Origin of the sequence: Enterobacter huaxiensis, from assembly GCF_003594935.2 — a bacterium.
Lineage (GTDB): Bacteria > Pseudomonadota > Gammaproteobacteria > Enterobacterales > Enterobacteriaceae > Enterobacter > Enterobacter huaxiensis.
Genome location: NZ_CP043342.1, coordinates 1,868,380 through 1,890,430 on the forward strand (window position 1 = coordinate 1,868,380; position 22,051 = coordinate 1,890,430).

The following is a 22,051-nucleotide window of genomic DNA, read 5'->3' on the forward strand; positions in this document are numbered from 1 at the left end:
CCGGACGATAATGAAATCAAGTGGTTAGAAGTTAACTTGATGACATGCGGGAATAGCTCAGTTGGTAGAGCACGACCTTGCCAAGGTCGGGGTCGCGAGTTCGAGTCTCGTTTCCCGCTCCAAATTAAATGCATCGGCAATTGCGGGTGTATGTCGAAAGACAACAGATTTAAGGCGCGTTAGCAAAGCGGTTATGTAGCGGATTGCAAATCCGTCTAGTCCGGTTCGACTCCGGAACGCGCCTCCACTTTCTTCCCTGGCCGGATGGTGGAATCGGTAGACACAAGGGATTTAAAATCCCTCGGCGTTCGCGCTGTGTGGGTTCAAGTCCCACTCCGGCTACCATGGGAAACAAAGAATAAAATCAATGATAAGCAGTGTCGTGAAACCACCGAAAGGTGGTTTTTTTGTGCCTGAAATTCACCCTTACAGATTATCCGGCTTTAAGCGGGGCTTTAAGCTACGCTTAGAAGGGCAACATCATCAGGAGGGGTTATGCTAAATCACTCTGAAGCGAAACGCTGGGCCTCCGTCATGCTGAAGGCCGCGCTGTGCGACGGTATGGAGACAGAAGAGATTTCCCGTCAGGTACACCTCGTTTGCGATCATCATGGCAAAGAGTGCCTTGAAGAACTTATCGAGGAAATCCTTAAAGAAGCGGGGCGCATCGGCCCGCATCATAGCGATGGGCAGCTAACCCATCACTAAATCGATACTCTTCTGCGAACCGCCTTCGGGCGGTTCTCCTTTTTGCAGCTTCACACCCCACCCAAATAGGCCTTCCTGACCTCAGGATCGCCCAGCAGCTCATCGCCGCTGCCGCTCAGGCGGATCTGTCCATTAACCATCACGTATCCGCGGTCGGAGAGCTTCAGGGCATGATGCGCATTCTGCTCCACCAGGAAAATTGTCATGCCGTTGCGGGCCAGCTCGCGCAGGGTCTGAAAAATCTGTTTCACCACAATCGGCGCCAGCCCCAGGCTAGGCTCGTCCAGAAGCAGCAGCTTAGGGCGGCTCATTAACGCTCGCGCAATCGCGAGCATCTGCTGCTCTCCGCCGGACATGGTCATGGCACGCTGCTTGCGGCGCTCTTTAAGGCGCGGGAAGAGGTCAAACATGGTTTGCAGATCGTCTGCAGCGAACCGGTTGCCAATCGGGATCGTGCCCATCAGCAGATTCTCTTCTACCGTCATGTCCGGGAAGATCCGCCGCCCTTCGGGTGCCTGCGCAATGCCGCCGGAGGCGACGTAGTGGGTGGATTTATGGCTGATGTCCTCTCCGCAAAAGAGGATTTGCCCGTGTCGAATGCGGGGCTGACCGAAGATGGACATCAAAAGCGTGGATTTGCCCGCGCCGTTGGCCCCAATCAGCGCCACGGTTTCACCCTTATTGACCTGCAAAGAGACCTGCTTCAGCGCCTGGATCGCGCCATAAAATAGGTCCACCTCCCGAAACTCCAGCAGGGGTTCGCTCATAGGCCAACCTCGCTCTCTTCGGTGCCCAGATAGGCAGCAATCACCTTTTCGTCATGCTGGATCTGTTCCGGTTTTCCCCTGGCGATAACGTCACCGTGGTCGAGCACAATAATGTTGTCTGAAATTTCCATTACCATTCCCATATCGTGTTCAATCAGCAGCACAGTGATGTCGTGATGGTCGCGCAGAAAGCGAATGATGCCGCTCAGCTTGTGCGTTTCAACCGGGTTCAGCCCGGCGGCGGGCTCATCAAGGCAGATCATCTCCGGGCCGGTACACATCGCGCGGGCAATTTCCAGACGCCGCTGCTGTCCGTAGGACATCTCGCCCGCCAGACGGTTGGCGCAATCTACCAAATCAACCACTTCCAGCCAGTAGAAAGCCCTGTCCAGCGCATCGCTTTCTGCCCGACGATAGGCCGGCGTGTTCAGAACCCCGGCAAGCAGATTGCGGTTGACGCGCATATGCTGCGCAACCAGCAGGTTCTCCACCACCGACATCTCCCGAAACAGGCGGATGTTCTGGAAGGTGCGCGCAAGACCCGCGCGGTTCACCAGGTGCGTTCCACCAAACATTTTATAGAACAGACGCTGCCCGAACTGAGCCGGATTGATCCAGTCTCCCGGCTGGAATTTTTGCCCCAGCACCTGAATGACGTTGGTGGTTTTACTGCGCGTAGTAAATAAAATAGTGCCACCGGACGCCCGGTAGAAACCGGTCAGGCAGTTGAAGACGGTCGTTTTCCCGGCGCCGTTGGGGCCAATCAGGGCGGTAATGGTTCCGCGCTGCACGTCAAGGTTGACGTCATTGAGCGCTTTAATTCCGCCGAAATGCATCATCAGGTGCTCAACGCTGAGTATTATTTCGCTCATGGCGCCACTCCTTTACGCACGGCAAACCCGCTGCGGTTAATGCGGATCAAACCGCGCGGGCGCCAGATCATCATCACCACCATCAGCACGCCAAACAGCAGCACGCGGTACTCGGCAAAGCTGCGCAGAAGTTCCGGCGTTACGGTGAGCACGAAGGCGGCCAGCACCACGCCCAGCGTGGAGCCCATTCCGCCCAGCACCACAATGGCCAGAATCAGAGCGGATTCGAAAAAGGTGAACGAGGTTGGGTTCACAAAACCCTGATAGGTGGCAAAAAACACCCCGGCAATGCCCGCCGTGGACGCGCCCAGAGTAAATGCCGAGAGCTTAACCAGCACGTGGTTTAAACCCATTGAGCGACAGGCAATCTCATCTTCGCGCAGGGCTTCCCACGCGCGGCCTATCGGCATTCTCGTCAGCCGGTGTTTGATGTACAGCACCAGCATCACCACCAGAAACAGCACCGCGTAGATGAAGATGAATTTCATATTCGGGTTGTAGGTCAGGCCGAAAAACTCGTGAAAAGGCACGCCGCCTTCTTTTGCCCGTCTGCCAAACTCGAGCCCGAAGAAGGTAGGCGGTGGGGCAGACACGCCGTTTGGTCCGCCGGTAAACGACAGCCAGTTGTTCAGCACCAGGCGGATAATCTCCCCAAACCCAAGTGTCACAATCGCCAGGTAATCCCCGTGCATGCGCAGCACCGGGAAGCCGAGCAGGGCACCGGCGGCGGCGGCCAGAATAGCCGCCAGCGGCAGCATGCTCCAGAATCCCAGCCCCAGGTACTGATACCCCAGCGCCAGGCCATAGGCACCAATGGCATAGAAGGCGACGTAGCCGAGATCCAGCAGGCCTGCCAGCCCCACCACGATATTGAGCCCAAGACCAAGCAGGACGTAGATCAGGCCAAGGATCGCGACCGTCAGCACGTACTTTGTGGCCACGAAGGGGAAGCAGATCGCCAGCGCAATAATCAGGGGAATAATCCAGCGCATGCGGCTTTTGTATTCCGGGGGCCGGACGTATACGCCCGCGCTGTCGGCGTCAAACCGTGCCTGCAATCGCGCGCCGGTCGCGGTGCTTAGGAATGCGCTCAGCAGAAAACGCCCCAGCATAACGGTGCCGACAAGCCACGCCAGCCGCTGGCCTTCAAAGTTGAAGCTGTAGCCGTCCAGCACCACGCCCGCGATGGGGCCGAAAATAATCAGGGCCACCAGTCCGAAGAACAGCGCATCCAGCAGGCAGCGCTTAAGGGAAAAACCATCTGATGTCATCGTCTGCACCTTCACACTTTAGCCACGACAGGGCGGCCCAGCAGCCCCTGAGGACGAAAAATCAGGATCATGACCAGTAACCCAAACGAGAACACATCCTTATAGTCGGAGTTCACCATGCCGGAAAATTGCGCCTCGGCGACGCCCAGGATCAGCCCGCCGAGCATCGCGCCGGGCAGAGAGCCGATGCCGCCGAGCACCGCCGCCGTAAAGGCCTTGATGCCAATCACAAACCCGACGTAAAAATCAAAGGTGCCGTAGTTCATGGTGATCAGTACGCCCGCCAGCCCCGCCATGGCAGCGCCGATGACAAACACCAGTGAGATAATCCTGTCGGTGTTGATCCCCAAAATGGAGGCCATTTTGCGATCCTGCTGCACGGCGCGACACATGCGCCCCAGCCGGGTGTGGCTGATTACCCAGGTGAGCAACAGCATGCCCGCGAACGAGGCGATCAGGATGAATACCTTGGTGTAGGTGATCTGGACAAACCCATCACCCAGGTGAAAGCGGAGCACGCCGTCCAGCATGGTGGGGACACCCTGCTGCCGCGGTCCCTGGCTGAGCTGGGCGTAGTTTTGCAGGATAAGCGACATGCCGATGGCCGAGATCAGCGGCGCCAGGCGCGTGGAGTTGCGTAACGGTTTGTAGGCGATGCGCTCGATGGTCCAGCCGTAAACCCCCGTCACCACAATGGTGAACGCCAGGGTGCCGAGAATAAGCAGGGGAAAAGACTCCAGGCCGAAGAACGACAGCAGCGCCAACCCGATAGCGCAGAGATAGGCGGAAATCATATACACCTCGCCGTGGGCGAAGTTAATCATGCCAATGATGCCATACACCATGGTGTAGCCGATGGCGATTAATCCGTAGACCGAACCCAGCGTTAATCCGTTGATTAACTGTTGCAGGAAGAATGTGCTCATCATCGCGCGCTCGTGTTATGGGCCGCACGTTGCGTGCAGCCTGATGTATATCAGGCGTCGGCAGGCAAACCTGCCGACGTTGAGCGTGACTCCCTCCCGTTACTGCACTTCCTTGTATTTCCCTTTGTCATCCCACTGATACACCACGTAGTCAGAGACTTTCAGGTCGCCCTTGCTGTCCCAGGCTTTTTTACCCATAACCGTATCCACGGAATTGGCTTTCAGCCACTCGCTGGCTTTGGTAGAGTCTGAACCGCCTGTGGCCTTGAAGGCTGCGGCAATGGCCTGAACGGAGGCGTAGGAGTACAGGGTATAGCCTTCCGGTTCGAACTTACCGGCGCGGAATTTTTCGATAACGGCTTTGCCATCCGGGATCAGGCGCGGGTCTTTCCCGAAGGTCATGTAAATACCCTTGGTGTACTGCGGTCCCCCGGCGGCGGTAACCATCTCTTCGTTGACGATGCAGTCACCGGAGAAGAATTTCGCCTGTAAGCCCTGCTCGCGCATCTGACGGACCAGCGGGCCCGCTTCAGGGTGACAGCCCCCGAAGAAGACGACGTCCGGTTTTTGCGCCCCAATTTTGGTCACCAGCGCGTTAAAGTCTTTCTCCCCGCGCGATAACCCTTCGTACATCACGTCCTGAACGCCGCGTTTAGCCAGCGCGGCTTTGGTGGCGTCAGCCAGCCCCTGTCCGTAGGTGTCTTTATCGTGGATGATCGCCACGCGTTTGGCTTTCAGCTTGTCGATAATAAAATCGCTGGCGACCTGGCCCTGCTGATCGTCACGGCCGCACATGCGGAATATGTCGCTCATGCCGCGTTCGGTGATGAGCGGGTTGGTTGAACCGGGGGTGATGGCAATGATCCCGGCATCGCTATAGACCTCTGAGGCGGGCATGGTGGAAGAGGAGCAGAAATGGCCGACCACGGCTTTCACCTTGTCCTGGTCGACCAGGCGGTTAGCGACGGCCACGGCCTGTTTGGGCTCACACGCATCGTCACCCTGTACCAGCTTGATTTTTTCACCGTTGATGCCGCCTGCGGCGTTAATGTCTTCGGCGGCCTGCGTTGCCCCGTGCCAGTATTGATCGCCATAGGTGGCATTCGGGCCGGTGAACGGCCCGGCGACGCCGATCGTTATATCGGCCTGGGCGGAAAAGGCCGTCACCAGGCAGCCTGCTAACACAAGAGAAAGGGGACTTCTGATAAATTTCAGCGACATTATTATGTTCCTTAGCAAAGAGGTTTTTGCACCAGGTAAATACCCGAACGCCTGATGGCATTGGCAATCCAAAAACAAGAGCGAGAACAAAATGCACGAAACGCACGAGAGCCAGACAACGTCCTGCTTATTACGGCGAGGTTTCCAGACGCCGTAAGGCGCGCAGAAAAGTAAGCAAAATGGTTGCCAGAATGGTAAACCCGGTGAACGGGTTGCGGTCTGTATGAGTATAGAGTGCCGTTTTACGCCGCCTTGCGGGACGCAGCGAAATTACAGCGGAGATCACATCTTGTTAACACCAATGCCCATAAGTTGTGCAACGGTCACGATTTGCACGTTTTCGCAGCAATAAAGGCTTAAACTTCAGGTAGGCACGGGGGGCGATATATGCCAGGATCTTTTCCTTTTTTATCAGGAGTGTCAGCAATGACTGAAGGCCCATTAAATGAAAGCGAAATGGAGTGGCTGGAAGAGACGTTAATGTCTTACGGTCATGACGATGCGTCCGTGATTGACGTGTCAGAACTGGACGGCATGCTTACCGCAGTGCTTTCCGGCCCGAGGGTTGTCGAACCCGACGCCTGGCTGGTAGCGATTTGGGGCGGCGAGAAGTACATTCCGCGCTGGAAAAACGATCGTGAAATGAACCGTTTTATCGATCTCTGCTTTAAGCATATGAACGACATTGCTGAACGCCTGAGCGAGTACCCGGATCAGTTTGAGCCGATGTTTGGCTTTAACGACGTTGACGGCCAAAGTTTCACCGTGGTTGAAGAGTGGTGCTATGGCTACATGCGCGGCGTGGCGCTGACAGACTGGTCAACGCTGCCGGAATCGCTGAAGGCGGATCTGGACGTGATTGCCCTGCACGGCTCAGAAGAGAACAGCGGGAAGCTGGATGAACTGACCGAAGAGGAATACACCGCCAGCATCGAGAGCATTCAGCCTGCGGCGCTGCGTCTGTATAACTATTGGGTTGCCAATCCGCAGCAGCTGGAAGCGCAAAAGCCGATAATAAACGGCACGAAGGTCGGGCGTAACGATCCTTGCCCGTGCGGCAGCGGGAAGAAGTTCAAGAGCTGCTGCCTGCATTAATAAAGAAAGGGGCTAATCGTAGCCCCTTTTTGTTACCCCACTTCCGGCAGCAGCCCTGCTGCGATGAGGAACTGCACCACAATAATCACCACCCCACAGGCAAAGACGAGACACAGCAGCGGTTTTCCGCCCGCCACGCGATACCCTTGATGAGGGTGCTGTTGACGGCTCTTCCAGGCCAGCAGGGACGGCAACAGCAGAGCAAGAACGGATAACGCCACGCCCGCATACCCCAGCGCCATCACAAAGCCGCGTGGATAAAACAGCGCAAAAGCCAGCGGCGGCAGGAAGGTGATGGCTCCCGTCTGTAAACGCCCGGCTACGCTATTGCGGCGCTGGAACAGATCGGCGAGATAATCAAACAGACCGAGCGCCACGCCGAGGAACGAGGTGGCCAGCGCCAGGTCGGCGAACAGATGCACAGCCAGTTCGACGTGTGGAGAAGTCACCACCTCACGCAGCGCCATCAGGAAACCGTTCAGGCCGGAGTGCGCGGCCATCAAGCCGATAAAGGTTGAAGAATCGATGCTGCCCAGCGTCACCAGCTGCCAGAAAATATAGGCGATCAGCGGAATGGCGCTGCCGATGATAAAGATCCGGCGCAGCTTGCGGGTATCGCCGTTCATATAGCTGACGATACTCGGCACGCTGCCGTGGAAACCGAACGAGGTGAAAATCACCGGGATGGCGGAAAGCGCCAGCCCTTTTTCCAGCGGCAGCGTCAGCAGGTTTACCTTGTGAACATGCGGTGCCAGCAGAACCAGCATCACCACCAAAAAGAGAATTTTGGCGCTGAACAGAAAGCGGTTAAACAGATCGACCAGAGATGTCCCCACGCAGACCACGCCGCCGCCGATGAGCGCAAAGAAGATAGCGCCGGTCGCAGGGGATATGTTGGATGCGAACCCATCATTGACGCTTGAGGCGATCAGCTCCCCGGCTCCGCTGATGTAGGCTGCCGTCAGGGCGTACATCAGGAACATCATGCTAAAGCCGGTGATCCACTGGCCGTAGCGTCCCAGGTAGCGTGCAGCAAGCGAACCTAAGCCGGTATCGGCGGGAACGTGCTGGTAAACCTCCAGTAACAGCAGAGCGGTATAACACATCAGGGCCCAAAGTCCGCCCAACAGCATCAGCGTCACGCTAAAACCGACGCCTGCGGCCGCCAACGGCATGGCCAGCATTCCTGCGCCAATCGTCGTACCGGCGACGATAAAAATACTTCCCAGGGTTCTGTTTTTCACGCTTTCCTCTATAACGACTCTTAATCGCAACCAAATCTGCGGCGCAGAGTAAGGGAAAAGGGTTATCTCGTCAAATCACCGTTACAACAGGTGTAACTATAAATTTACAGCGGTGGGCGAAATGAACCTGCGCCAGCGCAAAGCATGGCCAGCGGCGAGCAGTTAATCTGACGCTTTCTGATGAAGAGGGGAAAATAATGTCAATTCACGGACACGACGTACTCAATATGATGATTGAGTCAGGTGAGCACTATTCGGAACAGAGCCTGGTCGAGGCGATTCACAGGCGTTTTGGCGAAACGGCGCGATTTCATACCTGCTCAGCTGAGGATATGTCGGCGGCAGAGCTGGTGAAATTTCTGGCGGCACGCGGGAAATTTATTCCGGTGTCTGAGGGGTTTTCCACGCATGAAAGTAAAATTTGCCGCCACTAAAATAAAACGGTGCTGTAGTAACAGCACCGTTTCGGGATTAATTCTGCGTATCAAGGGTAGCCAGTTCTTTATCGATAAAGTACAGGCCTTCACCTGATTTACCGACCAGCGATAATTTATCCAGCACGGATTTAAACAGCTTCTCTTCTTCGTGTTGCTCAGCAACATACCACTGCAGGAAATTAAAGGTTGGATAATCCTGACCAACCATGGCCGCATGCACCAGTTCGTTAATTTTCTGGGTAATAAGCTGTTCGTGCTCGTACGTTGCACGGAACAGTTCATCAAGCGAACCGTACTCGGCGACCGGAGACGCAACGGTATCGATGCGCGGCAGGCTGCCGGTATCCGTCAGATAATCAAACAGACGCTGCATGTGGGTCATCTCTTCCTGAGCGTGACGACGCAGAAACGCGGCTGCCCCTTCAAAGCTATGGTAGCTGCACCATGCGCTCATCTGCTGGTAAAGCAGGGATGAAAAAAGCTCTAGGTTCATTTGCGCATTGAGCTTGTCGATCATTTCAGTTTTCAGCATGGTGATGCTCCGGTTTATTATTTCTGGTTCACGATGAGCGTCACTATAATTTGTTATTTAAATATATGCAAAAAGTAAAATAAATATTTGTTTATTTAAAAATACGAATGGGAATAAAACGCATTGGCGCTACTAATATTTAATAATGCGAATTGTTTTTGTTCTTAATTAAACAGACCGCCAGCCATCGCCGGCAGTCTTCATTAATACCATGGATTATTTGCGCTAGGGGTAACGGCGTAACCCATACACTTATACTGGATGGTGACCGTTTCATTCAGGCACAGCGAGCCGCTGATAAGGGTGCAGGTTTTGATCGGCTGGCCAAATGCGGACGCCGTGGCGTACCCCATACTCTGGCAGGCTTTCGCCGCGGTGCCGTTATTCACATACGCATCGGAACGGGCGTTTTGCAGCCACGCCTGGCCGTAGTCGAGGCGGACTATCCCGTTTGTTGCGTCAAGGCTACTGACTTCCGCCTGGCGGTTGATGCTGCACCCCGCGAGCAGCAGGATCGTTCCGGCAACGAAGACTCTTTTCATTGTACGCTCTGAGTGGGAGGAAATAGGCTATCGTACCCGCAGGCGTCCGGCGCAATGCCTGGAATAGCCGGAGGATCTACCCTTTCTCTTTGCAACGGGCTTTTCGCATACGCGAGGCTGTCGAAATTCGTCTGAAAACGAAGAGGCGGTTTGCGAAACTGTGAGCGCATCTTTGTTTTTTAAAACAAGTTTTCACTTAATTTGAAAGCATGTTTATTTGATAGTAAGGTGAAGGTGATAAGGTATCCACAGCGGGATCTCCCGCCACGCATTCAGGAGAGACACGATGAAAATTGCACTGATGATGGAAAACAGCCAGGCAGCTAAAAATGCCATCATCCTTAATGAGTTAAAAACCGTTGCCGATGAGAAAGGTTTCCCGGTCTATAACGTCGGCATGAGCGATGAGAAGGATCACCATCTCACCTATATCCATCTGGGTATTATGGCGAGCATTCTGCTGAACTCCAGAGCCGTTGATTTTGTCGTTACCGGCTGTGGTACCGGGCAGGGCGCCTTGATGTCTCTTAACATCCACCCGGGCGTTATCTGTGGCTACTGCATCGATCCCGCAGACGCGTTCCTGTTTGCGCAGATCAACAACGGTAACGCACTGTCTCTGCCGTTCGCCAAAGGCTTTGGCTGGGGTGCCGAGCTTAACGTGCGCTTTATCTTTGAGAAAGCCTTCACTGGCCGCAACGGCGAAGGGTATCCGCCCGAGCGTAAAGAGCCGCAGGTGCGTAACGCCGGTATTCTCAACCAGGTCAAAGCGGCCGTGGTGAAAGAGAACTACCTGGACACGCTGCGCGCGATCGATCCTGAGCTGGTGAAAACCGCCGTTTCTGGTCAGCGCTTCCAGCAGTGCTTCTTTGAAAACTGCCAGGACAAAGAGATCGAAGCCTTCGTTCGCGCAATTGTAGGCTAACAGGCTAACAGGCTAACAGGCTCCAGGCCGGGCGGCGCAGCGCGCGCCCGGCCTGCTCATGACTTTTTCTCCGAGACCGCACTGCCGGCATTTTTCGTCAGATGTAAGGTGTCAAACATCCCCACCAGGCAAATCAGCGCAATCACCACAAACGCCAGTCGGAAGCTCATACCCGGCAGCGCGGCGAGTCCCGCCGCTTCACCAATCTTCTCCCCGATACGAATGCCAATCGCGCCCAGCGTAATCCCGAGCCCCACGGCCAGCTGCGTTGCGGTTGAAAAAAGCGTGTTGGCATAGCTCATCTGCGCCGACGGCACGTCGGCAAAAGCGAGGGTACTGACCGCCGTAAACTGAATCGAACGGAAAACGCCGCCCAGATAGAGGATGAGCATAATCAGCCATACGGGGGTGTCAGGGGTGAGGAAGGCGCATGCCAGCAGTGCCAGCACGTTCAGCGCGCCGTTGATCAGCAGCAGACGCTTAAAGCCTAAGGTGCGAATGAGGGGCGTGGTGGCGGGTTTGATGGTGAGGTTCCCGACGAACACGGCCAGCACCAGCAGGCCGGAGTGGAATGCATCCATGCCAAACCCCACCTGAAACATAAGCGGTAGCAGAAAGGGAACGGCGCTGATGGAGGCGCGGAACAACGAACCGCCGTACATCGTGACGCGAAACGTTGGAACCTGCATTGCGTCCAGCCGGATCATTGGCCACTCTGTTCGCCGGAAATGTCGCAGGGCGTAGGCCAGGGCCGCCGCGCCGACGCAAAACAGAAAAGCCGTTAATCCCGCCTGAACGTGCTGCCCGCCCATCGACTCCATGGCGTAAACCAGGCAGACCATTGCAAGGGTGGTGGCGACAAAGCCGGGTAAATCAAACGGGCGTCGCGCATCCTCGTGCAGGTTCGGGATGATGCGCAGGGCCAGAATAATGGCGACGATCCCCAGCGGCACGTTAATAAAGAAGATCCAGCGCCAGTCGGCGTAGCTTGTAATAAAGCCGCCGAGCGGCGGGCCAATGATGGGCGCGACCAGAGCAGGCCAGGTCAGCGTGGCGATGGCGGTAATCAGCTGATGCTTGGGCGTGGTGCGCAAAACGGCCAGTCGACCGACGGGCACCATCAGCGCGCCGCCCATCCCCTGAAGCACGCGCATCGCGACGAACTGATCGACGGTGGTGGAGAGGCCGCAGAATACGGAGGCCAGCGTGAAAATAGCCAGAGCAAGGGCAAACACCTTCCGCGCGCCGAAGCGGTCTGCTATCCAGCCGCTGGCGGGGATCAGGACCGCAAGGGTGATCAAATAGGCACTGATCCCGATGTTAAGATCCACCGCCTGCACGCCGAAGCTTTTTGCCATGTCGGGCAGGGCGGTGGCAATGACCGTGCCGTCGAGAAACTCCATAAAGAATGCCCCGGCAACCAGCAGCGCTGCGGCCGATAGGCCCCGGCTCTCTTTGCCGGTGATGTTCTCACTCATCTTCATCCTGTCGTATCAAAAAAAAGTATAAAAATTTACTGGAACTTATAAGATGATAACTTACGGATTTATCGTCATTTTTCGTAACATTCCGGCAGCACTGATGGATTTATAACCGTGATGTGTATCACAAAAACATTGATTTTTGTGACGGTGGTCATATTATAAGCGCATTAACAATAACACCTGCATAACACGTTACTGGAGCATCAAATGAAATTGCGCAAAATCCTGAAAAGCATGTGGGCAAACTACTGCAACACGTTTAAAGACGTCCCACCGGGTGCGATGTTCTGATAAAAACCTGCTTCGGCAGGTTTTTTTATGCCTGCGGGCGACGAGAGGGAGATGAAAGGGCGTGCGTTTTGCTACTATGGCCGCCTTTGAATAAGGAGAAACCCATGTCACAAAACCTGAGCGCCGATCAGGAGCTGGTGTCTGACGTCGTCGCATGCCAGTTGGTTATCAAACAAATCCTTGATGTGATTGACGTTATCGCGCCCGTTGAAGTGCGCGAAAAAATGTCTACCCAACTGAAAAATATCGATTTCACCAGCCATCCTGCTGCGGCTGACCCGGTTACGCTCCGCGCGATCCAGAAAGCTATCGCGCTGATTGAACTGAGATTCACGCCGCAGGGTGAGTCTCACTAAAATAAACCGATGTTTTGAATTTAGAAACACTTTTCTGAGAAAACGTCGAAGGGCGACAGCGCCTGTCGCCCCTGACCCTTCAGAAGAAGGTTTGCACCAGCAGGTAGCTCGCGGCGCACGCGCAGCTCACGCCAATCAGCCCTGGCAGAATAAAGCTGTGGTTGATGATAAATTTGCCGATGCGGGTGGTGCCTGAACGGTCAAAGCCGATGCAGGCCAGATCGCTCGGGTAGGTCGGCAGCACAAAGTATCCGTAAGAGGCCGGGAAGAACGCGATCAGCATTTTCGGTTCAATTCCCAGCATGAGCCCCATCGGCGCGACGGCCGTTAACGCGGCAGCCTGGCTGTTCACCAGCTTTGATACCAGGAAAAGCACAATCGCATAGGTCCACGGATGGCTTTTCACCACCCCTTCCAGCGCCATTTTGAGCTCGTCGAGGTGCGCCTGGAAAAAGGTATCGCTCATCCACGCTACCCCAAATACCGAGAAGATCGCCACCATTCCCGCTTTGAATACCGCACCGTTGGAAATGGCTGAGGCTTTTACCTTACAGGCCATCAGCATTACCGCACCCGCAATAAGCATCATCATCTGAATGACCAGGTTCATCGACAGCGCGGTCAATTTACCTTTCACGTCAAAAGCCGGACGCAGATCAGGCAGTGCCCCCAGCAGCACCACAACGGCGATCCCGGCGAAGAAGATCCACGTTGACCAGTAGGCCTGTTTGGGAAAACGCTGATCCATTAACGTTTCTGTCCCGCCGTAGATAAACTCGCGCTGCTTCGGATCCTTCAGCTTCTCCTGGAACTCCACGTCATCGGCCAACTCTTTCCCGCGACGCAAACTCCACACCGCCGCCACGGCAACGCCGAACAGCGACGCCGGAACGGACACGGCAAGAATTTCGAGGATCCCCCATGCGTGGCCAATTCCGTGCTGTGCGCCGAGAATAGAGACCAGCGATACGACCGCAACGGAAACCGGGGAGGCGGTGATTGCCATCTGCGAGGCGATTGACGCCACGGCCATCGGGCGTTCCGGGCGGATCCCTTTTTTCAGCGCGATATCCGCAATAATGGGGAACATGGTGTAGACAACGTGCCCCGTCCCGCACAGAAAAGTCAGCATCCAGGTCGTGAAGGGGGCGAGAAGGGTAATGTGCTGGGGATGTTTTCGCAGCAGACGCTCTGCGAACTGCATCATCACGTTCAGCCCGCCGGCGGTCTGCAGGGTTGCCGCGCAGCCAATGACCGCGAGGATAGTGAGCATCACGTCCACCGGCGGTTTACCGGGCTGCAGGCCAAAAACAAAACTCAAAATAAACAGGCCGATCCCGCTAATTAACCCCAGCCCCATTCCGCCAAAGCGTGTTCCTACTAGCAGACAGGCAATAATGACAATAAACTCAATGGTGATCATGATGCTCCCTCGTCAACGATAATGTAATTATTCAAATCATTACACGTTGCAAGGTTATTCATTGGGAGCGAGATCTGATTTGTTAAATATCAGGAAAAGCAGGGGGTTGGTGGCCTGCTCCCGGCGGAAGCAGGCGCTAAGGGCTTAGTGGTGTTGCACCGTGGCGATGTCGAGCAGATGACGATCGGTCTGCTCAGGGCACAGACCCGCGCGCCTGGCGTTGCGGATCTCATCGGCCAGCGCCTTGAGCAGCATGCCGTCCTGCTGTTGCTCTTTGTCCATATCCCGTAAGAATTTCAGCGTTTTGCTGTCATGCTGTGCCTGGGCTTCATCGGCCAGCTTGCTGAGCGTACTGCAGCGTTGCTCGTACTCTTCAAGGGTTTTCTGGAACAGTTCTTCCAGAGAAGAGTAGTCATCGTTGATGGTAGCCAGTTCTTTAACGGTGGGATTCGCCCCGGCCGCTTTCATAAAGTTGAAAACGCGCATCATATGCGTGACGTTGCTTTGCGCCTGTGAGCGAAAAAAGGTGGCCGTACCGTTGAGGCTGTTTTCAGAACACCATGCGCTCAAATGAAGGTGCAGATTTGAGGCATAGAACTCCAGGTTCAACTGGGCATTAAGTTTTTGCATCATCGTTTGGGTAGCCATACAAATATCCTTATTAACTGTGGGACGCGTGGTCCGCTGCTTAACCTGACCCGGCAGGTACTACGATTGATTGGCAGAAATTTCATTTCTGCGCTGAATAAAGTCGACCGAATATTCACTTCCTGTGTTCGATATAAATAAGCATACCCTTGTCTGTGGTCTAAGAAAACTCTTAATAAGGCTGTGTTTACCATACATTACAAAAATTAATATAGTACATAAAATCAAATGCGTGGACATGAAAAGATATTTTTATAACTAATTGATGTTATTGTCTTTCTGCTGTTTAGGTTAACTAATTTACGGTCGTGAATTATTAGGCGGCAGGATATTCTGCGAATGCGCTAAAACAGGATTAATTATCTAAGATATATTTTCTTTCTCTGAAATTGCGCCAAATCAATTTCTGCTAAATACCCATTTTTGTGATCGCTACGGAAGACTGTAGCCTGTTGCTTTGTAAAAATGAAACGATGTTTTATAACTGTTTATCATGAGGTCAACGATGGCAAAAGTGGCGGTGCTTCTGGCACCTGGTTTCGAAGAGGCTGAGGCAATTATCATTATCGATATCCTGCGCCGTTTGCAGATTGAGGTGGAAACCCTGGCCTGCGCGGAGTCCCGCGCGGTGGTGAGTTACCATAACATTCCAATGGTGGCAGACAGTACGTTAGCAGAGCGCATCGATACCCTGTATGACGCCGTGGTATTGCCCGGTGGGCCGCAGGGGAGCGTGAACCTGGCGGCTAGCCGCGATGCGATAAGATTTGTGACGGCGCATGACGAGAGCGGAAAGCTGATTTGTCCCATCTGCTCCGCGGCAGCGCGCGTGTTGGGCGGCAACGGCCTGCTGAAGGGGCGCCGCTACGTCTGCTCGGGAGAGTTATGGGAAACGGTCACCGACGGGGAATATGTTGATGCGCCGGTTGTTGAAGATCAAAACCTGATCAGCGGCAAAGGTCTGGGCCACGCTTTTGATTTTGCGCTGACCCTTTCTGCTCGCCTTCTGGGTGACGACGCGCCCGTTCGCGATCACGCCGACCACATCTATTACCGCTGGTAATGTTTAGACCGGGCGCTGCGGCGTCCGGCTGTCAGGGATTAGTTAGCTAATCTTATGGATAATTCTGCTTAACCCTCTCTTATTTGTCTGACAAATCCTGTCCTTTTTATGTCATTTTTCGCTGAATTTATGTACGCAATTACTGTAATTCTGCGGTGTGATGGCGCTCTCTTATGGATGATTAATTTCCCGCTAAAACTATCACCAGCACTAACGCTTTTGATGCGCTAACCGCTAATGTCTTGTTTTACGTCCGATTAAATAAGAAGCACGCAATTATTCCCTACAGAAAAGAATGCTAAAGCTGGAGTTAACCATGCACAAATTTACTAAAGCGCTGGCGGCCGTCGGCCTGGCTGCCGTTATGTCACAATCCGCTATCGCAGAAAATTTAAAACTCGGTTTTTTGGTCAAACAGCCTGAAGAGCCCTGGTTCCAGACGGAGTGGAAGTTCGCCGATAAAGCCGGAAAAGATTTAGGTTTTGAGGTGATTAAAATCGCGGTGCCGGACGGCGAGAAAACGCTGAACGCCATCGACAGCCTTGCCGCCAGCGGCGCGAAGGGCTTTGTCATTTGTACGCCGGACCCAAAACTGGGCTCGGCCATTGCCGCGAAGGCGCGCGGGTACGACATGAAGGTGATTGCGGTTGACGATCAGTTCGTCAATGCCAAAGGCAAGCCGATGGACACCGTACCGCTGGTCATGATGGCAGCCACGAAGATCGGCGAACGTCAGGGTCAGGAACTCTATAAAGAGATGCAAAAACGCGGCTGGGATGTCAAAGAGACCGGCGTTATGGCGATCACCGCAGACGAGCTGGATACGGCGCGCCGCCGTACCTCCGGCTCAATGGATGCGCTGAAGGCCGCCGGCTTCCCGGAAAAACAGATCTACAAAGTGCCAACCAAATCGAACGACATCCCGGGGGCCTTTGATGCGGCAAACTCCATGCTGGTACAGCATCCGGAAGTGAAACACTGGCTGGTGGTCGGTATGAACGACAACACCGTGCTGGGCGGGGTGCGTGCAACAGAAGGGCAGGGCTTCAAGGCGCCTGACGTTATCGGTATCGGCATCAACGGCGTGGACGCCGTGAGCGAACTGTCCAAAGCACAGGCGACCGGCTTCTACGGCTCTCTGCTGCCGAGCCCGGACGTACATGGCTACAAATCCAGCGAAATGCTCTACAACTGGGTGACCAAAGGGGCTGAGCCGCCGAAATTCACCGAAGTGACCGACGTGGTGCTGATCACCCGCGATAACTTCAAAGAGGAGCTGGCGAAAAAAGGGCTGGGCGGTAAGTAATACGCTGTGATTGCGCCCCTCGCTCGCCGCGAGGGGCCAGACGTACACACTACTGGAATCACGGAGTCATTATGCAACACTCCTTACCGTATCTCTCTTTCCGCAGCATCGGTAAAACCTTCCCCGGTGTAAACGCGCTGACCGATATTAGCTTCGACTGCTATGCCGGCCAGGTTCACGCCCTGATGGGTGAGAACGGCGCGGGAAAATCCACGCTGTTGAAAATTCTCAGCGGGAACTACGCGCCCACGACCGGGACGCTGGCTCTTCGCGGCGAAGAGGTTGCTTTTGCGGATACCACGGCGGCATTGAACGCCGGGGTGGCCATTATCTATCAGGAACTGCACCTCATCCCCGAGATGACGGTGGCGGAAAATATCTATCTTGGGCAGCTCCCGCACAAAAGCGGCGTCGTTAATCGCTCGCTGCTCAACTACGAAGCGGGGCTGCAGCTAAAACACCTTGGGCTGGACGTTGATCCGCAAACGCCGCTGAAGTACCTCTCTATCGGCCAGTGGCAGATGGTTGAAATTGCCAAGGCGCTGGCGCGAAACGCCAAGGTCATCGCTTTTGACGAGCCGACCAGCTCGCTCTCCGCTCGTGAAATCGAAAATCTGTTCCGCGTGATCCGCGAGCTGCGTAAAGAAGGCCGCATTATTTTGTACGTTTCACACCGTATGGAAGAGATATTCGCCCTAAGCGATGCCATCACCGTGTTTAAAGATGGTCGCTACGTGCGAACCTTCACCGACATGGCCCAGGTTGATCATGACCAGCTTGTGCAGGCAATGGTCGGGCGCGATCTGGGGGATATTTACCACTGGAAACCCCGCGAGTATGGCCCTGAGCGTCTGCGTCTGGACAACGTTAAGGCGCCGGGCGTGCGAACGCCGATTTCGCTCTCGGTGCGCAGCGGTGAAATCGTCGGGCTGTTCGGCCTGGTGGGCGCAGGGCGCAGCGAGCTGATGAAGGGGCTGTTTGGCGGCACGCGTATCACCCAGGGGCAGATCGCTATCGACGGGCAAAACGTCGATATCCAAAAACCGGCTCATGCCATCAGCGCGGGGATGATGCTCTGCCCGGAAGACCGGAAAGCGGAGGGGATAATTCCGGTTCACTCCGTGCGTGACAACATCAATATTTCTGCCCGACGTAAGTACATTCGCGCAGGTTGCCTGATCAACGACGGCTGGGAATCGAGCAACGCGGACCATCACATTCGTTCGCTGAACATAAAAACCCCCGGCGCTGAACAGCTGATCATGAACCTTTCCGGCGGTAACCAGCAGAAGGCGATTTTGGGCCGCTGGCTGTCGGAAGACATGAAGGTCATTTTGCTGGATGAGCCTACGCGCGGTATCGACGTTGGGGCAAAACACGAAATCTATAACGTGATTTATGAACTGGCAAAACGCGGCGTGGCGGTGTTATTCGCCTCAAGCGATCTGCCCGAGGTGCTGGGCGTCGCTGACCGTATCGTTGTGATGCGTGAAGGTGAAGTTGCCGGTGAATTGCTGCATGAACAGGCGAATGAGCAACAGGCGTTGAGTCTCGCCATGCCTAAAGTTAGCCAGGCTGTCGCCTGAGTAAGGAGTCAATGATGTCCTCTGTTACTACATCCGGAGCGCCGAAGTCGGCTTTCAGTTTTGGCCGCATCTGGGACCAGTACGGTATGCTGGTTGTGTTTGCCGTGCTATTCCTCGCCTGCGCGATTTTTGTACCCAACTTTGCCTCCTTTATTAATATGAAGGGGCTGGGGCTGGCGATATCGATGTCCGGCATGGTGGCCTGCGGCATGTTGTTCTGCCTCGCCTCAGGTGATTTTGACCTGTCCGTGGCGTCGGTGATTGCCTGCGCGGGGGTGACGACCGCGGTCGTCATCAACATGACCGAAAGCCTGTGGATCGGCGTTTTCGCGGGGCTGATGCTCGGCGTGCTGAGCGGCCTGGTGAACGGCTTTGTGATTGCCCGCCTGAAGATTAACGCCCTGATCACGACGCTTGCGACGATGCAAATCGTGCGCGGTCTGGCCTATATCATCTCTGATGGTAAAGCGGTCGGGATTGAAGACGAGCGCTTCTTTACCCTGGGCTACGCCAACTGGCTGGGCCTCCCTGCGCCAATCTGGCTGACGGTAGGGTGCCTGATCCTGTTCGGTTTTCTGCTTAACCGCACCACGTTTGGCCGAAATACGCTGGCGATTGGCGGCAACGAAGAGGCGGCTCGCCTCGCGGGCGTTCCGGTGGTTCGCACCAAGATCATCATCTTTGTGCTTTCCGGCCTGGTCTCTGCCGCCGCGGGGATTATTCTGGCGTCACGAATGACCAGCGGCCAGCCGATGACCTCCATAGGCTATGAGCTAATTGTTATCTCAGCCTGCGTTTTGGGCGGTGTTTCGTTGAAGGGCGGCATCGGAAAAATCTCATATGTGGTGGCCGGGATACTGATTTTGGGGACGGTTGAGAACGCCATGAACCTGCTGAATATTTCGCCATTCTCTCAGTACGTGGTTCGCGGCCTGATCCTGCTGGCAGCCGTGATTTTCGACCGTTACAAGCAAAAAGCGAAGCGTGCCGTTTAACGCTTTCCTCACTTTTTATTGCTCAACTAATAACCATAGTCGAGCCCTTAGCCGCCCCGCCAGTTTTACCGGCGGGGCGCTTGTCAAATGGCGAGCACCGTCACACTGTCTATACTTACATGGCTGTTTTATTAACTGTAAGGAGGAATAGGGTGGCTGACTCGTTAACCGCACCGCCTGTACTGTCCGGAAATTATGCTTTCTTTTTTGACCTCGACGGGACGCTCGCCGGGATAAAACCGCATCCTGACGAAGTCGTTATACCGGATACGGTGTTAGAAAATTTGCAGCAGCTCTCACGCATGAGTGAGAGAGCACTGGCATTGATTTCAGGGCGCTCAATGGCCGAGCTCGACGTGCTCGCCAGTCCTTACCACTTTCCGCTAGCCGGTGTACACGGAGCGGAGCGCCGCGATATCCATGATCAACTGCATGTTGTTTCACTTCCAGAAACATTAATTCAGTCGCTACATTCTTATCTCACTTCTGCCCTGGCGTCGCTGCCGGGTACCGAGCTGGAAGCCAAAGGTATGGCCTTTGCGCTGCACTATCGTCGGGCACCGCATCACGAAGCGGCGATCTTTGCCATTGCCCGACACCTCGCGGATTCGCACCCGCAGCTTGCGCTACAGCCGGGGAAATGCGTCGTTGAGATAAAACCCGACGGGATCAACAAAGGCGCGGCTATTGCGGCGTTTATGGCAGAACCGCCGTTCACCGGGCGGACGCCGGTATTTTTTGGGGATGACCTGACCGATGAGGCCGGGTTCACAGTAGTTAATCAGGCTGGCGGCATTTCTGTAAAAGTCGGGCCTGGAGAAACGATTGCCAAATGGCGGCTTGGAAGCGTCGCCAGCGTCTGGCAATGGATATCTGACGTCGCTAACCAGCAACAACAACAAATAGCGCAACACAACGGGAGAAATCATTATGGGTCGCTTAATCGTCGTCTCTAATCGCATTGCACCGCCGGATGATAAAAAAGCCAGCGCGGGCGGCCTGGCGGTGGGGGTATTAGGTGCCTTGAAAGCCGCCGGAGGGCTGTGGTTTGGCTGGAGCGGAGATATCCGTGAGGATGAACAGCCGCTCAATAAAGTGACCCAGGGCAACATTACCTGGGCCTCCTTCGCGCTCAGTGAGAAAGATTACGACGAATACTATTCCGAGTTTTCCAACGCGGTGCTGTGGCCTGCGTTTCACTACCGCCTCGACCTGGTTAAATTCCAGCGTGAGTCCTTCGAAGGCTATATGCGCGTCAACGCGCTGCTGGCGGATAAACTGCTGCCTTTGATCGAGGAAGACGATATTTTATGGATCCACGACTATCATCTGCTGCCGTTCGCAAGGGAGCTTAGAAAGCGTGGCGTTAATAATCGCATCGGCTTCTTCCTGCACATTCCGTTCCCGACCCCGGAGATTTTCAACGCGCTCCCGCCGCACGAAGAGCTGCTGGAGGCGCTGGCTGATTATGACCTGCTGGGGTTCCAGACGGAAAACGACAGGCTGGCATTCCTGGACAGCGTGTCGAGCAAAACGCGGCTGGTTACGCACGGCGGAAAATCCCATACGGCGTGGGGCAAAGCGTTTCATACCGAGGTGTATCCAATCGGCATCGAGCCCGACGAGATTGCCGAAGAGGCCGCAGGGCCGCTGCCGCCAAAGCTGGCGCAGCTTAAGAATGAGCTGAAGGACGTCAAAAACATCTTTTCGGTTGAACGGCTGGACTACTCGAAAGGGCTGCCGGAGCGTTTTCTGGCGTATGAGACGCTGCTGGATAAATACTCTCAGCACCACGGTAAAATTCGCTATACGCAGATAGCGCCTACTTCGCGCGGGGAAGTGCAGGCTTATCAGGATATTCGCCATCAGCTGGAAACCGAGGCGGGGCGGATAAACGGCCGCTACGGTCAGCTTGGCTGGACGCCACTTTTCTATCTGAATCAACACTTTGACCGCAAGATCCTGATGAAAGTCTTCCGCTATGCGGATGTGGGCCTGGTCACGCCGCTGCGAGACGGGATGAATCTGGTGGCGAAAGAGTATGTCGCAGCACAAGATCCTGCAGACCCGGGCGTGCTGGTGCTGTCACAATTTGCCGGCGCGGCGAATGAGCTCACCTCTGCGCTGATCGTTAACCCTTACGATCGCGATGACGTCGCAAACGCCCTTAATCGCGCGTTGACGATGCCGCTGGCGGAACGTATTTCACGTCATTCAGAGATGATGGAGACGATTCGTAACAACGATATCAACCACTGGCAGGCGCGTTTCATCGACGATTTACGCGAAATTGAACCGCAGAGTCATGAGGGCCACCTGCAAAAAAAGATCGCGACCTTCCCTAAACTGGCGTGATATT

Annotated in this window: 23 protein-coding genes and 3 tRNA genes; 15 read left to right on the forward strand and 11 right to left on the reverse strand. The window is 54.9% G+C overall.

Annotated features, from left to right (window positions below; translation table 11 throughout):
* The first annotated feature begins 46 nt into the window (after window positions 1–46).
* The 4 genes from D5067_RS08885 (at window position 47) to D5067_RS08900 (ending at window position 708) form a co-directional block, all read left to right on the forward strand.
* Window positions 47–122, forward strand: a tRNA-Gly gene (locus tag D5067_RS08885).
* Between the two features lie 51 nt (window positions 123–173).
* A tRNA-Cys gene (locus D5067_RS08890) sits at window positions 174–247 on the forward strand.
* Window positions 248–258: 11 nt separating this feature from the next.
* A tRNA-Leu gene (locus D5067_RS08895) sits at window positions 259–345 on the forward strand.
* 150 nt (window positions 346–495) lie between these two features.
* Complete coding sequence (locus D5067_RS08900; protein ID WP_119937171.1) at window positions 496–708, forward strand: hypothetical protein; 213 nt, start codon at window positions 496–498, stop codon at window positions 706–708.
* Between the two features lie 50 nt (window positions 709–758).
* On the opposite strand, the gene D5067_RS08905 is transcribed toward D5067_RS08900, so the two are convergent.
* From D5067_RS08905 to D5067_RS08925, 5 genes are all read right to left on the reverse strand, one after another.
* Window positions 759–1,475, reverse strand: coding sequence for an ABC transporter ATP-binding protein (locus D5067_RS08905; RefSeq protein ID WP_119937172.1), 717 nt, complete (start codon window positions 1,473–1,475; stop codon window positions 759–761).
* Window positions 1,472–2,347 carry an ATP-binding cassette domain-containing protein gene (locus tag D5067_RS08910; RefSeq protein ID WP_119937173.1) on the reverse strand — a complete coding sequence of 292 codons (876 nt, stop codon included), beginning with the start codon at window positions 2,345–2,347 and terminating at the stop codon, window positions 1,472–1,474. The genes D5067_RS08905 and D5067_RS08910 overlap by 4 nt, the downstream gene beginning before the upstream one ends.
* The gene (gene livM, locus D5067_RS08915; protein WP_119937174.1) at window positions 2,344–3,618 is read right to left on the reverse strand and encodes a high-affinity branched-chain amino acid ABC transporter permease LivM; all 1,275 of its coding nucleotides are present in this window, start codon (window positions 3,616–3,618) and stop codon (window positions 2,344–2,346) included. Before livM ends, D5067_RS08910 begins: the two co-directional genes overlap by 4 nt.
* A gap of 11 nt (window positions 3,619–3,629) precedes the next feature.
* Entirely contained in the window at window positions 3,630–4,544 is a 915-nt protein-coding gene (locus tag D5067_RS08920; RefSeq protein WP_119937336.1) for an ABC transporter permease subunit, read from the reverse strand.
* Between the two features lie 99 nt (window positions 4,545–4,643).
* Window positions 4,644–5,765: a branched-chain amino acid ABC transporter substrate-binding protein gene (locus D5067_RS08925; protein WP_119937175.1), complete on the reverse strand. Its 1,122-nt coding sequence runs from the start codon at window positions 5,763–5,765 to the stop codon at window positions 4,644–4,646.
* A 426-nt stretch (window positions 5,766–6,191) separates the two neighbouring features.
* Between D5067_RS08925 and D5067_RS08930 the strand changes: the two genes are divergently transcribed.
* Window positions 6,192–6,860 (forward strand): YecA/YgfB family protein, encoded by a 669-nt coding sequence (locus tag D5067_RS08930; protein WP_119937176.1) that lies wholly within the window; start codon window positions 6,192–6,194, stop codon window positions 6,858–6,860.
* A 32-nt stretch (window positions 6,861–6,892) separates the two neighbouring features.
* On the opposite strand, the gene tyrP is transcribed toward D5067_RS08930, so the two are convergent.
* Window positions 6,893–8,104, reverse strand: a complete 1,212-nt coding sequence (gene tyrP / locus D5067_RS08935) for a tyrosine transporter TyrP (protein WP_119937177.1) — start codon at window positions 8,102–8,104, stop codon at window positions 6,893–6,895.
* A 194-nt stretch (window positions 8,105–8,298) separates the two neighbouring features.
* Between tyrP and D5067_RS08940 the strand changes: the two genes are divergently transcribed.
* Window positions 8,299–8,538: a YecH family metal-binding protein gene (locus D5067_RS08940; RefSeq protein ID WP_119937178.1), complete on the forward strand. Its 240-nt coding sequence runs from the start codon at window positions 8,299–8,301 to the stop codon at window positions 8,536–8,538.
* A 37-nt stretch (window positions 8,539–8,575) separates the two neighbouring features.
* Here D5067_RS08940 and ftnA read toward each other — a convergent pair whose 3' ends face one another.
* Complete coding sequence (gene ftnA, locus D5067_RS08945) at window positions 8,576–9,073, reverse strand: non-heme ferritin (protein WP_119937179.1); 498 nt, start codon at window positions 9,071–9,073, stop codon at window positions 8,576–8,578.
* Window positions 9,074–9,276: 203 nt separating this feature from the next.
* Window positions 9,277–9,615, reverse strand: coding sequence for a YecR family lipoprotein (gene yecR / locus D5067_RS08950; RefSeq protein WP_119937180.1), 339 nt, complete (start codon window positions 9,613–9,615; stop codon window positions 9,277–9,279).
* 286 nt (window positions 9,616–9,901) lie between these two features.
* On the opposite strand from yecR, the gene D5067_RS08955 reads away from it, so the two are divergent.
* Window positions 9,902–10,540 (forward strand): RpiB/LacA/LacB family sugar-phosphate isomerase, encoded by a 639-nt coding sequence (locus tag D5067_RS08955; RefSeq protein ID WP_119937181.1) that lies wholly within the window; start codon window positions 9,902–9,904, stop codon window positions 10,538–10,540.
* Between the two features lie 56 nt (window positions 10,541–10,596).
* Here the strand turns inward: D5067_RS08955 and D5067_RS08960 are convergent, their stop codons facing one another.
* Complete coding sequence (locus tag D5067_RS08960) at window positions 10,597–12,018, reverse strand: MFS transporter (RefSeq protein WP_119937182.1); 1,422 nt, start codon at window positions 12,016–12,018, stop codon at window positions 10,597–10,599.
* 213 nt (window positions 12,019–12,231) lie between these two features.
* Here D5067_RS08960 and azuC point away from each other — a divergent pair, with 213 nt between their 5' ends.
* Both azuC and D5067_RS08970 read left to right on the forward strand, forming a co-directional pair.
* Complete coding sequence (gene azuC, locus D5067_RS08965; RefSeq protein ID WP_014832437.1) at window positions 12,232–12,315, forward strand: stress response protein AzuC; 84 nt, start codon at window positions 12,232–12,234, stop codon at window positions 12,313–12,315.
* A gap of 104 nt (window positions 12,316–12,419) precedes the next feature.
* Entirely contained in the window at window positions 12,420–12,671 is a 252-nt protein-coding gene (locus tag D5067_RS08970) for a DUF2766 family protein (RefSeq protein ID WP_006176098.1), read from the forward strand.
* Window positions 12,672–12,750: 79 nt separating this feature from the next.
* Here D5067_RS08970 and D5067_RS08975 read toward each other — a convergent pair whose 3' ends face one another.
* The gene (locus tag D5067_RS08975) at window positions 12,751–14,094 is read right to left on the reverse strand and encodes an anaerobic C4-dicarboxylate transporter (RefSeq protein ID WP_119937183.1); all 1,344 of its coding nucleotides are present in this window, start codon (window positions 14,092–14,094) and stop codon (window positions 12,751–12,753) included.
* Between the two features lie 144 nt (window positions 14,095–14,238).
* Complete coding sequence (locus D5067_RS08980) at window positions 14,239–14,742, reverse strand: non-heme ferritin-like protein (RefSeq protein ID WP_119937184.1); 504 nt, start codon at window positions 14,740–14,742, stop codon at window positions 14,239–14,241.
* Between the two features lie 505 nt (window positions 14,743–15,247).
* On the opposite strand from D5067_RS08980, the gene D5067_RS08985 reads away from it, so the two are divergent.
* The 6 genes from D5067_RS08985 to otsA all read left to right on the forward strand — a co-directional run bounded on the left by D5067_RS08985 (window position 15,248) and on the right by otsA (window position 22,047).
* The gene (locus D5067_RS08985; RefSeq protein ID WP_119937185.1) at window positions 15,248–15,805 is read left to right on the forward strand and encodes a DJ-1/PfpI family protein; all 558 of its coding nucleotides are present in this window, start codon (window positions 15,248–15,250) and stop codon (window positions 15,803–15,805) included.
* A gap of 316 nt (window positions 15,806–16,121) precedes the next feature.
* Window positions 16,122–17,111 (forward strand): arabinose ABC transporter substrate-binding protein AraF, encoded by a 990-nt coding sequence (araF, locus tag D5067_RS08990; RefSeq protein WP_119937186.1) that lies wholly within the window; start codon window positions 16,122–16,124, stop codon window positions 17,109–17,111.
* Between the two features lie 71 nt (window positions 17,112–17,182).
* Entirely contained in the window at window positions 17,183–18,697 is a 1,515-nt protein-coding gene (gene araG / locus D5067_RS08995) for an L-arabinose ABC transporter ATP-binding protein AraG (RefSeq protein WP_119937187.1), read from the forward strand.
* Between the two features lie 14 nt (window positions 18,698–18,711).
* Window positions 18,712–19,692 (forward strand): L-arabinose ABC transporter permease AraH, encoded by a 981-nt coding sequence (gene araH, locus D5067_RS09000; protein WP_119937188.1) that lies wholly within the window; start codon window positions 18,712–18,714, stop codon window positions 19,690–19,692.
* A gap of 152 nt (window positions 19,693–19,844) precedes the next feature.
* Complete coding sequence (otsB, locus tag D5067_RS09005) at window positions 19,845–20,648, forward strand: trehalose-phosphatase (RefSeq protein WP_119937189.1); 804 nt, start codon at window positions 19,845–19,847, stop codon at window positions 20,646–20,648.
* Entirely contained in the window at window positions 20,623–22,047 is a 1,425-nt protein-coding gene (otsA, locus tag D5067_RS09010) for an alpha,alpha-trehalose-phosphate synthase (RefSeq protein ID WP_119937190.1), read from the forward strand. The genes otsB and otsA overlap by 26 nt, the downstream gene beginning before the upstream one ends.
* Window positions 22,048–22,051 lie beyond the last annotated feature (4 nt).

Excerpts from the sequence above, each read along its gene's own strand:
- D5067_RS08975 (WP_119937183.1), bottom strand. The coding sequence starts at position 14,094 with ATGATCACCATTGAGTTTATTGTCATTATTGCCTGTCTGCTAGTAGGA.
- D5067_RS08960 (WP_119937182.1), bottom strand. The coding sequence starts at position 12,018 with ATGAGTGAGAACATCACCGGCAAAGAGAGCCGGGGCCTATCGGCCGCA.
- D5067_RS08930 (WP_119937176.1), top strand. The coding sequence starts at position 6,192 with ATGACTGAAGGCCCATTAAATGAAAGCGAAATGGAGTGGCTGGAAGAG.
- araF (WP_119937186.1), top strand. The coding sequence starts at position 16,122 with ATGCACAAATTTACTAAAGCGCTGGCGGCCGTCGGCCTGGCTGCCGTT.
- araH (WP_119937188.1), top strand. The coding sequence starts at position 18,712 with ATGTCCTCTGTTACTACATCCGGAGCGCCGAAGTCGGCTTTCAGTTTT.
- D5067_RS08985 (WP_119937185.1), top strand. The coding sequence starts at position 15,248 with ATGGCAAAAGTGGCGGTGCTTCTGGCACCTGGTTTCGAAGAGGCTGAG.
- livM (WP_119937174.1), bottom strand. The coding sequence starts at position 3,618 with ATGACATCAGATGGTTTTTCCCTTAAGCGCTGCCTGCTGGATGCGCTG.
- D5067_RS08955 (WP_119937181.1), top strand. The coding sequence starts at position 9,902 with ATGAAAATTGCACTGATGATGGAAAACAGCCAGGCAGCTAAAAATGCC.
- D5067_RS08970 (WP_006176098.1), top strand. The coding sequence starts at position 12,420 with ATGTCACAAAACCTGAGCGCCGATCAGGAGCTGGTGTCTGACGTCGTC.
- D5067_RS08920 (WP_119937336.1), bottom strand. The coding sequence starts at position 4,544 with ATGAGCACATTCTTCCTGCAACAGTTAATCAACGGATTAACGCTGGGT.
- D5067_RS08980 (WP_119937184.1), bottom strand. The coding sequence starts at position 14,742 with ATGGCTACCCAAACGATGATGCAAAAACTTAATGCCCAGTTGAACCTG.
- D5067_RS08910 (WP_119937173.1), bottom strand. The coding sequence starts at position 2,347 with ATGAGCGAAATAATACTCAGCGTTGAGCACCTGATGATGCATTTCGGC.
- araG (WP_119937187.1), top strand. The coding sequence starts at position 17,183 with ATGCAACACTCCTTACCGTATCTCTCTTTCCGCAGCATCGGTAAAACC.
- azuC (WP_014832437.1), top strand. The coding sequence starts at position 12,232 with ATGAAATTGCGCAAAATCCTGAAAAGCATGTGGGCAAACTACTGCAAC.
- D5067_RS08905 (WP_119937172.1), bottom strand. The coding sequence starts at position 1,475 with ATGAGCGAACCCCTGCTGGAGTTTCGGGAGGTGGACCTATTTTATGGC.
- yecR (WP_119937180.1), bottom strand. The coding sequence starts at position 9,615 with ATGAAAAGAGTCTTCGTTGCCGGAACGATCCTGCTGCTCGCGGGGTGC.
- D5067_RS08900 (WP_119937171.1), top strand. The coding sequence starts at position 496 with ATGCTAAATCACTCTGAAGCGAAACGCTGGGCCTCCGTCATGCTGAAG.
- D5067_RS08925 (WP_119937175.1), bottom strand. The coding sequence starts at position 5,765 with ATGTCGCTGAAATTTATCAGAAGTCCCCTTTCTCTTGTGTTAGCAGGC.
- ftnA (WP_119937179.1), bottom strand. The coding sequence starts at position 9,073 with ATGCTGAAAACTGAAATGATCGACAAGCTCAATGCGCAAATGAACCTA.
- otsA (WP_119937190.1), top strand. The coding sequence starts at position 20,623 with ATGGGTCGCTTAATCGTCGTCTCTAATCGCATTGCACCGCCGGATGAT.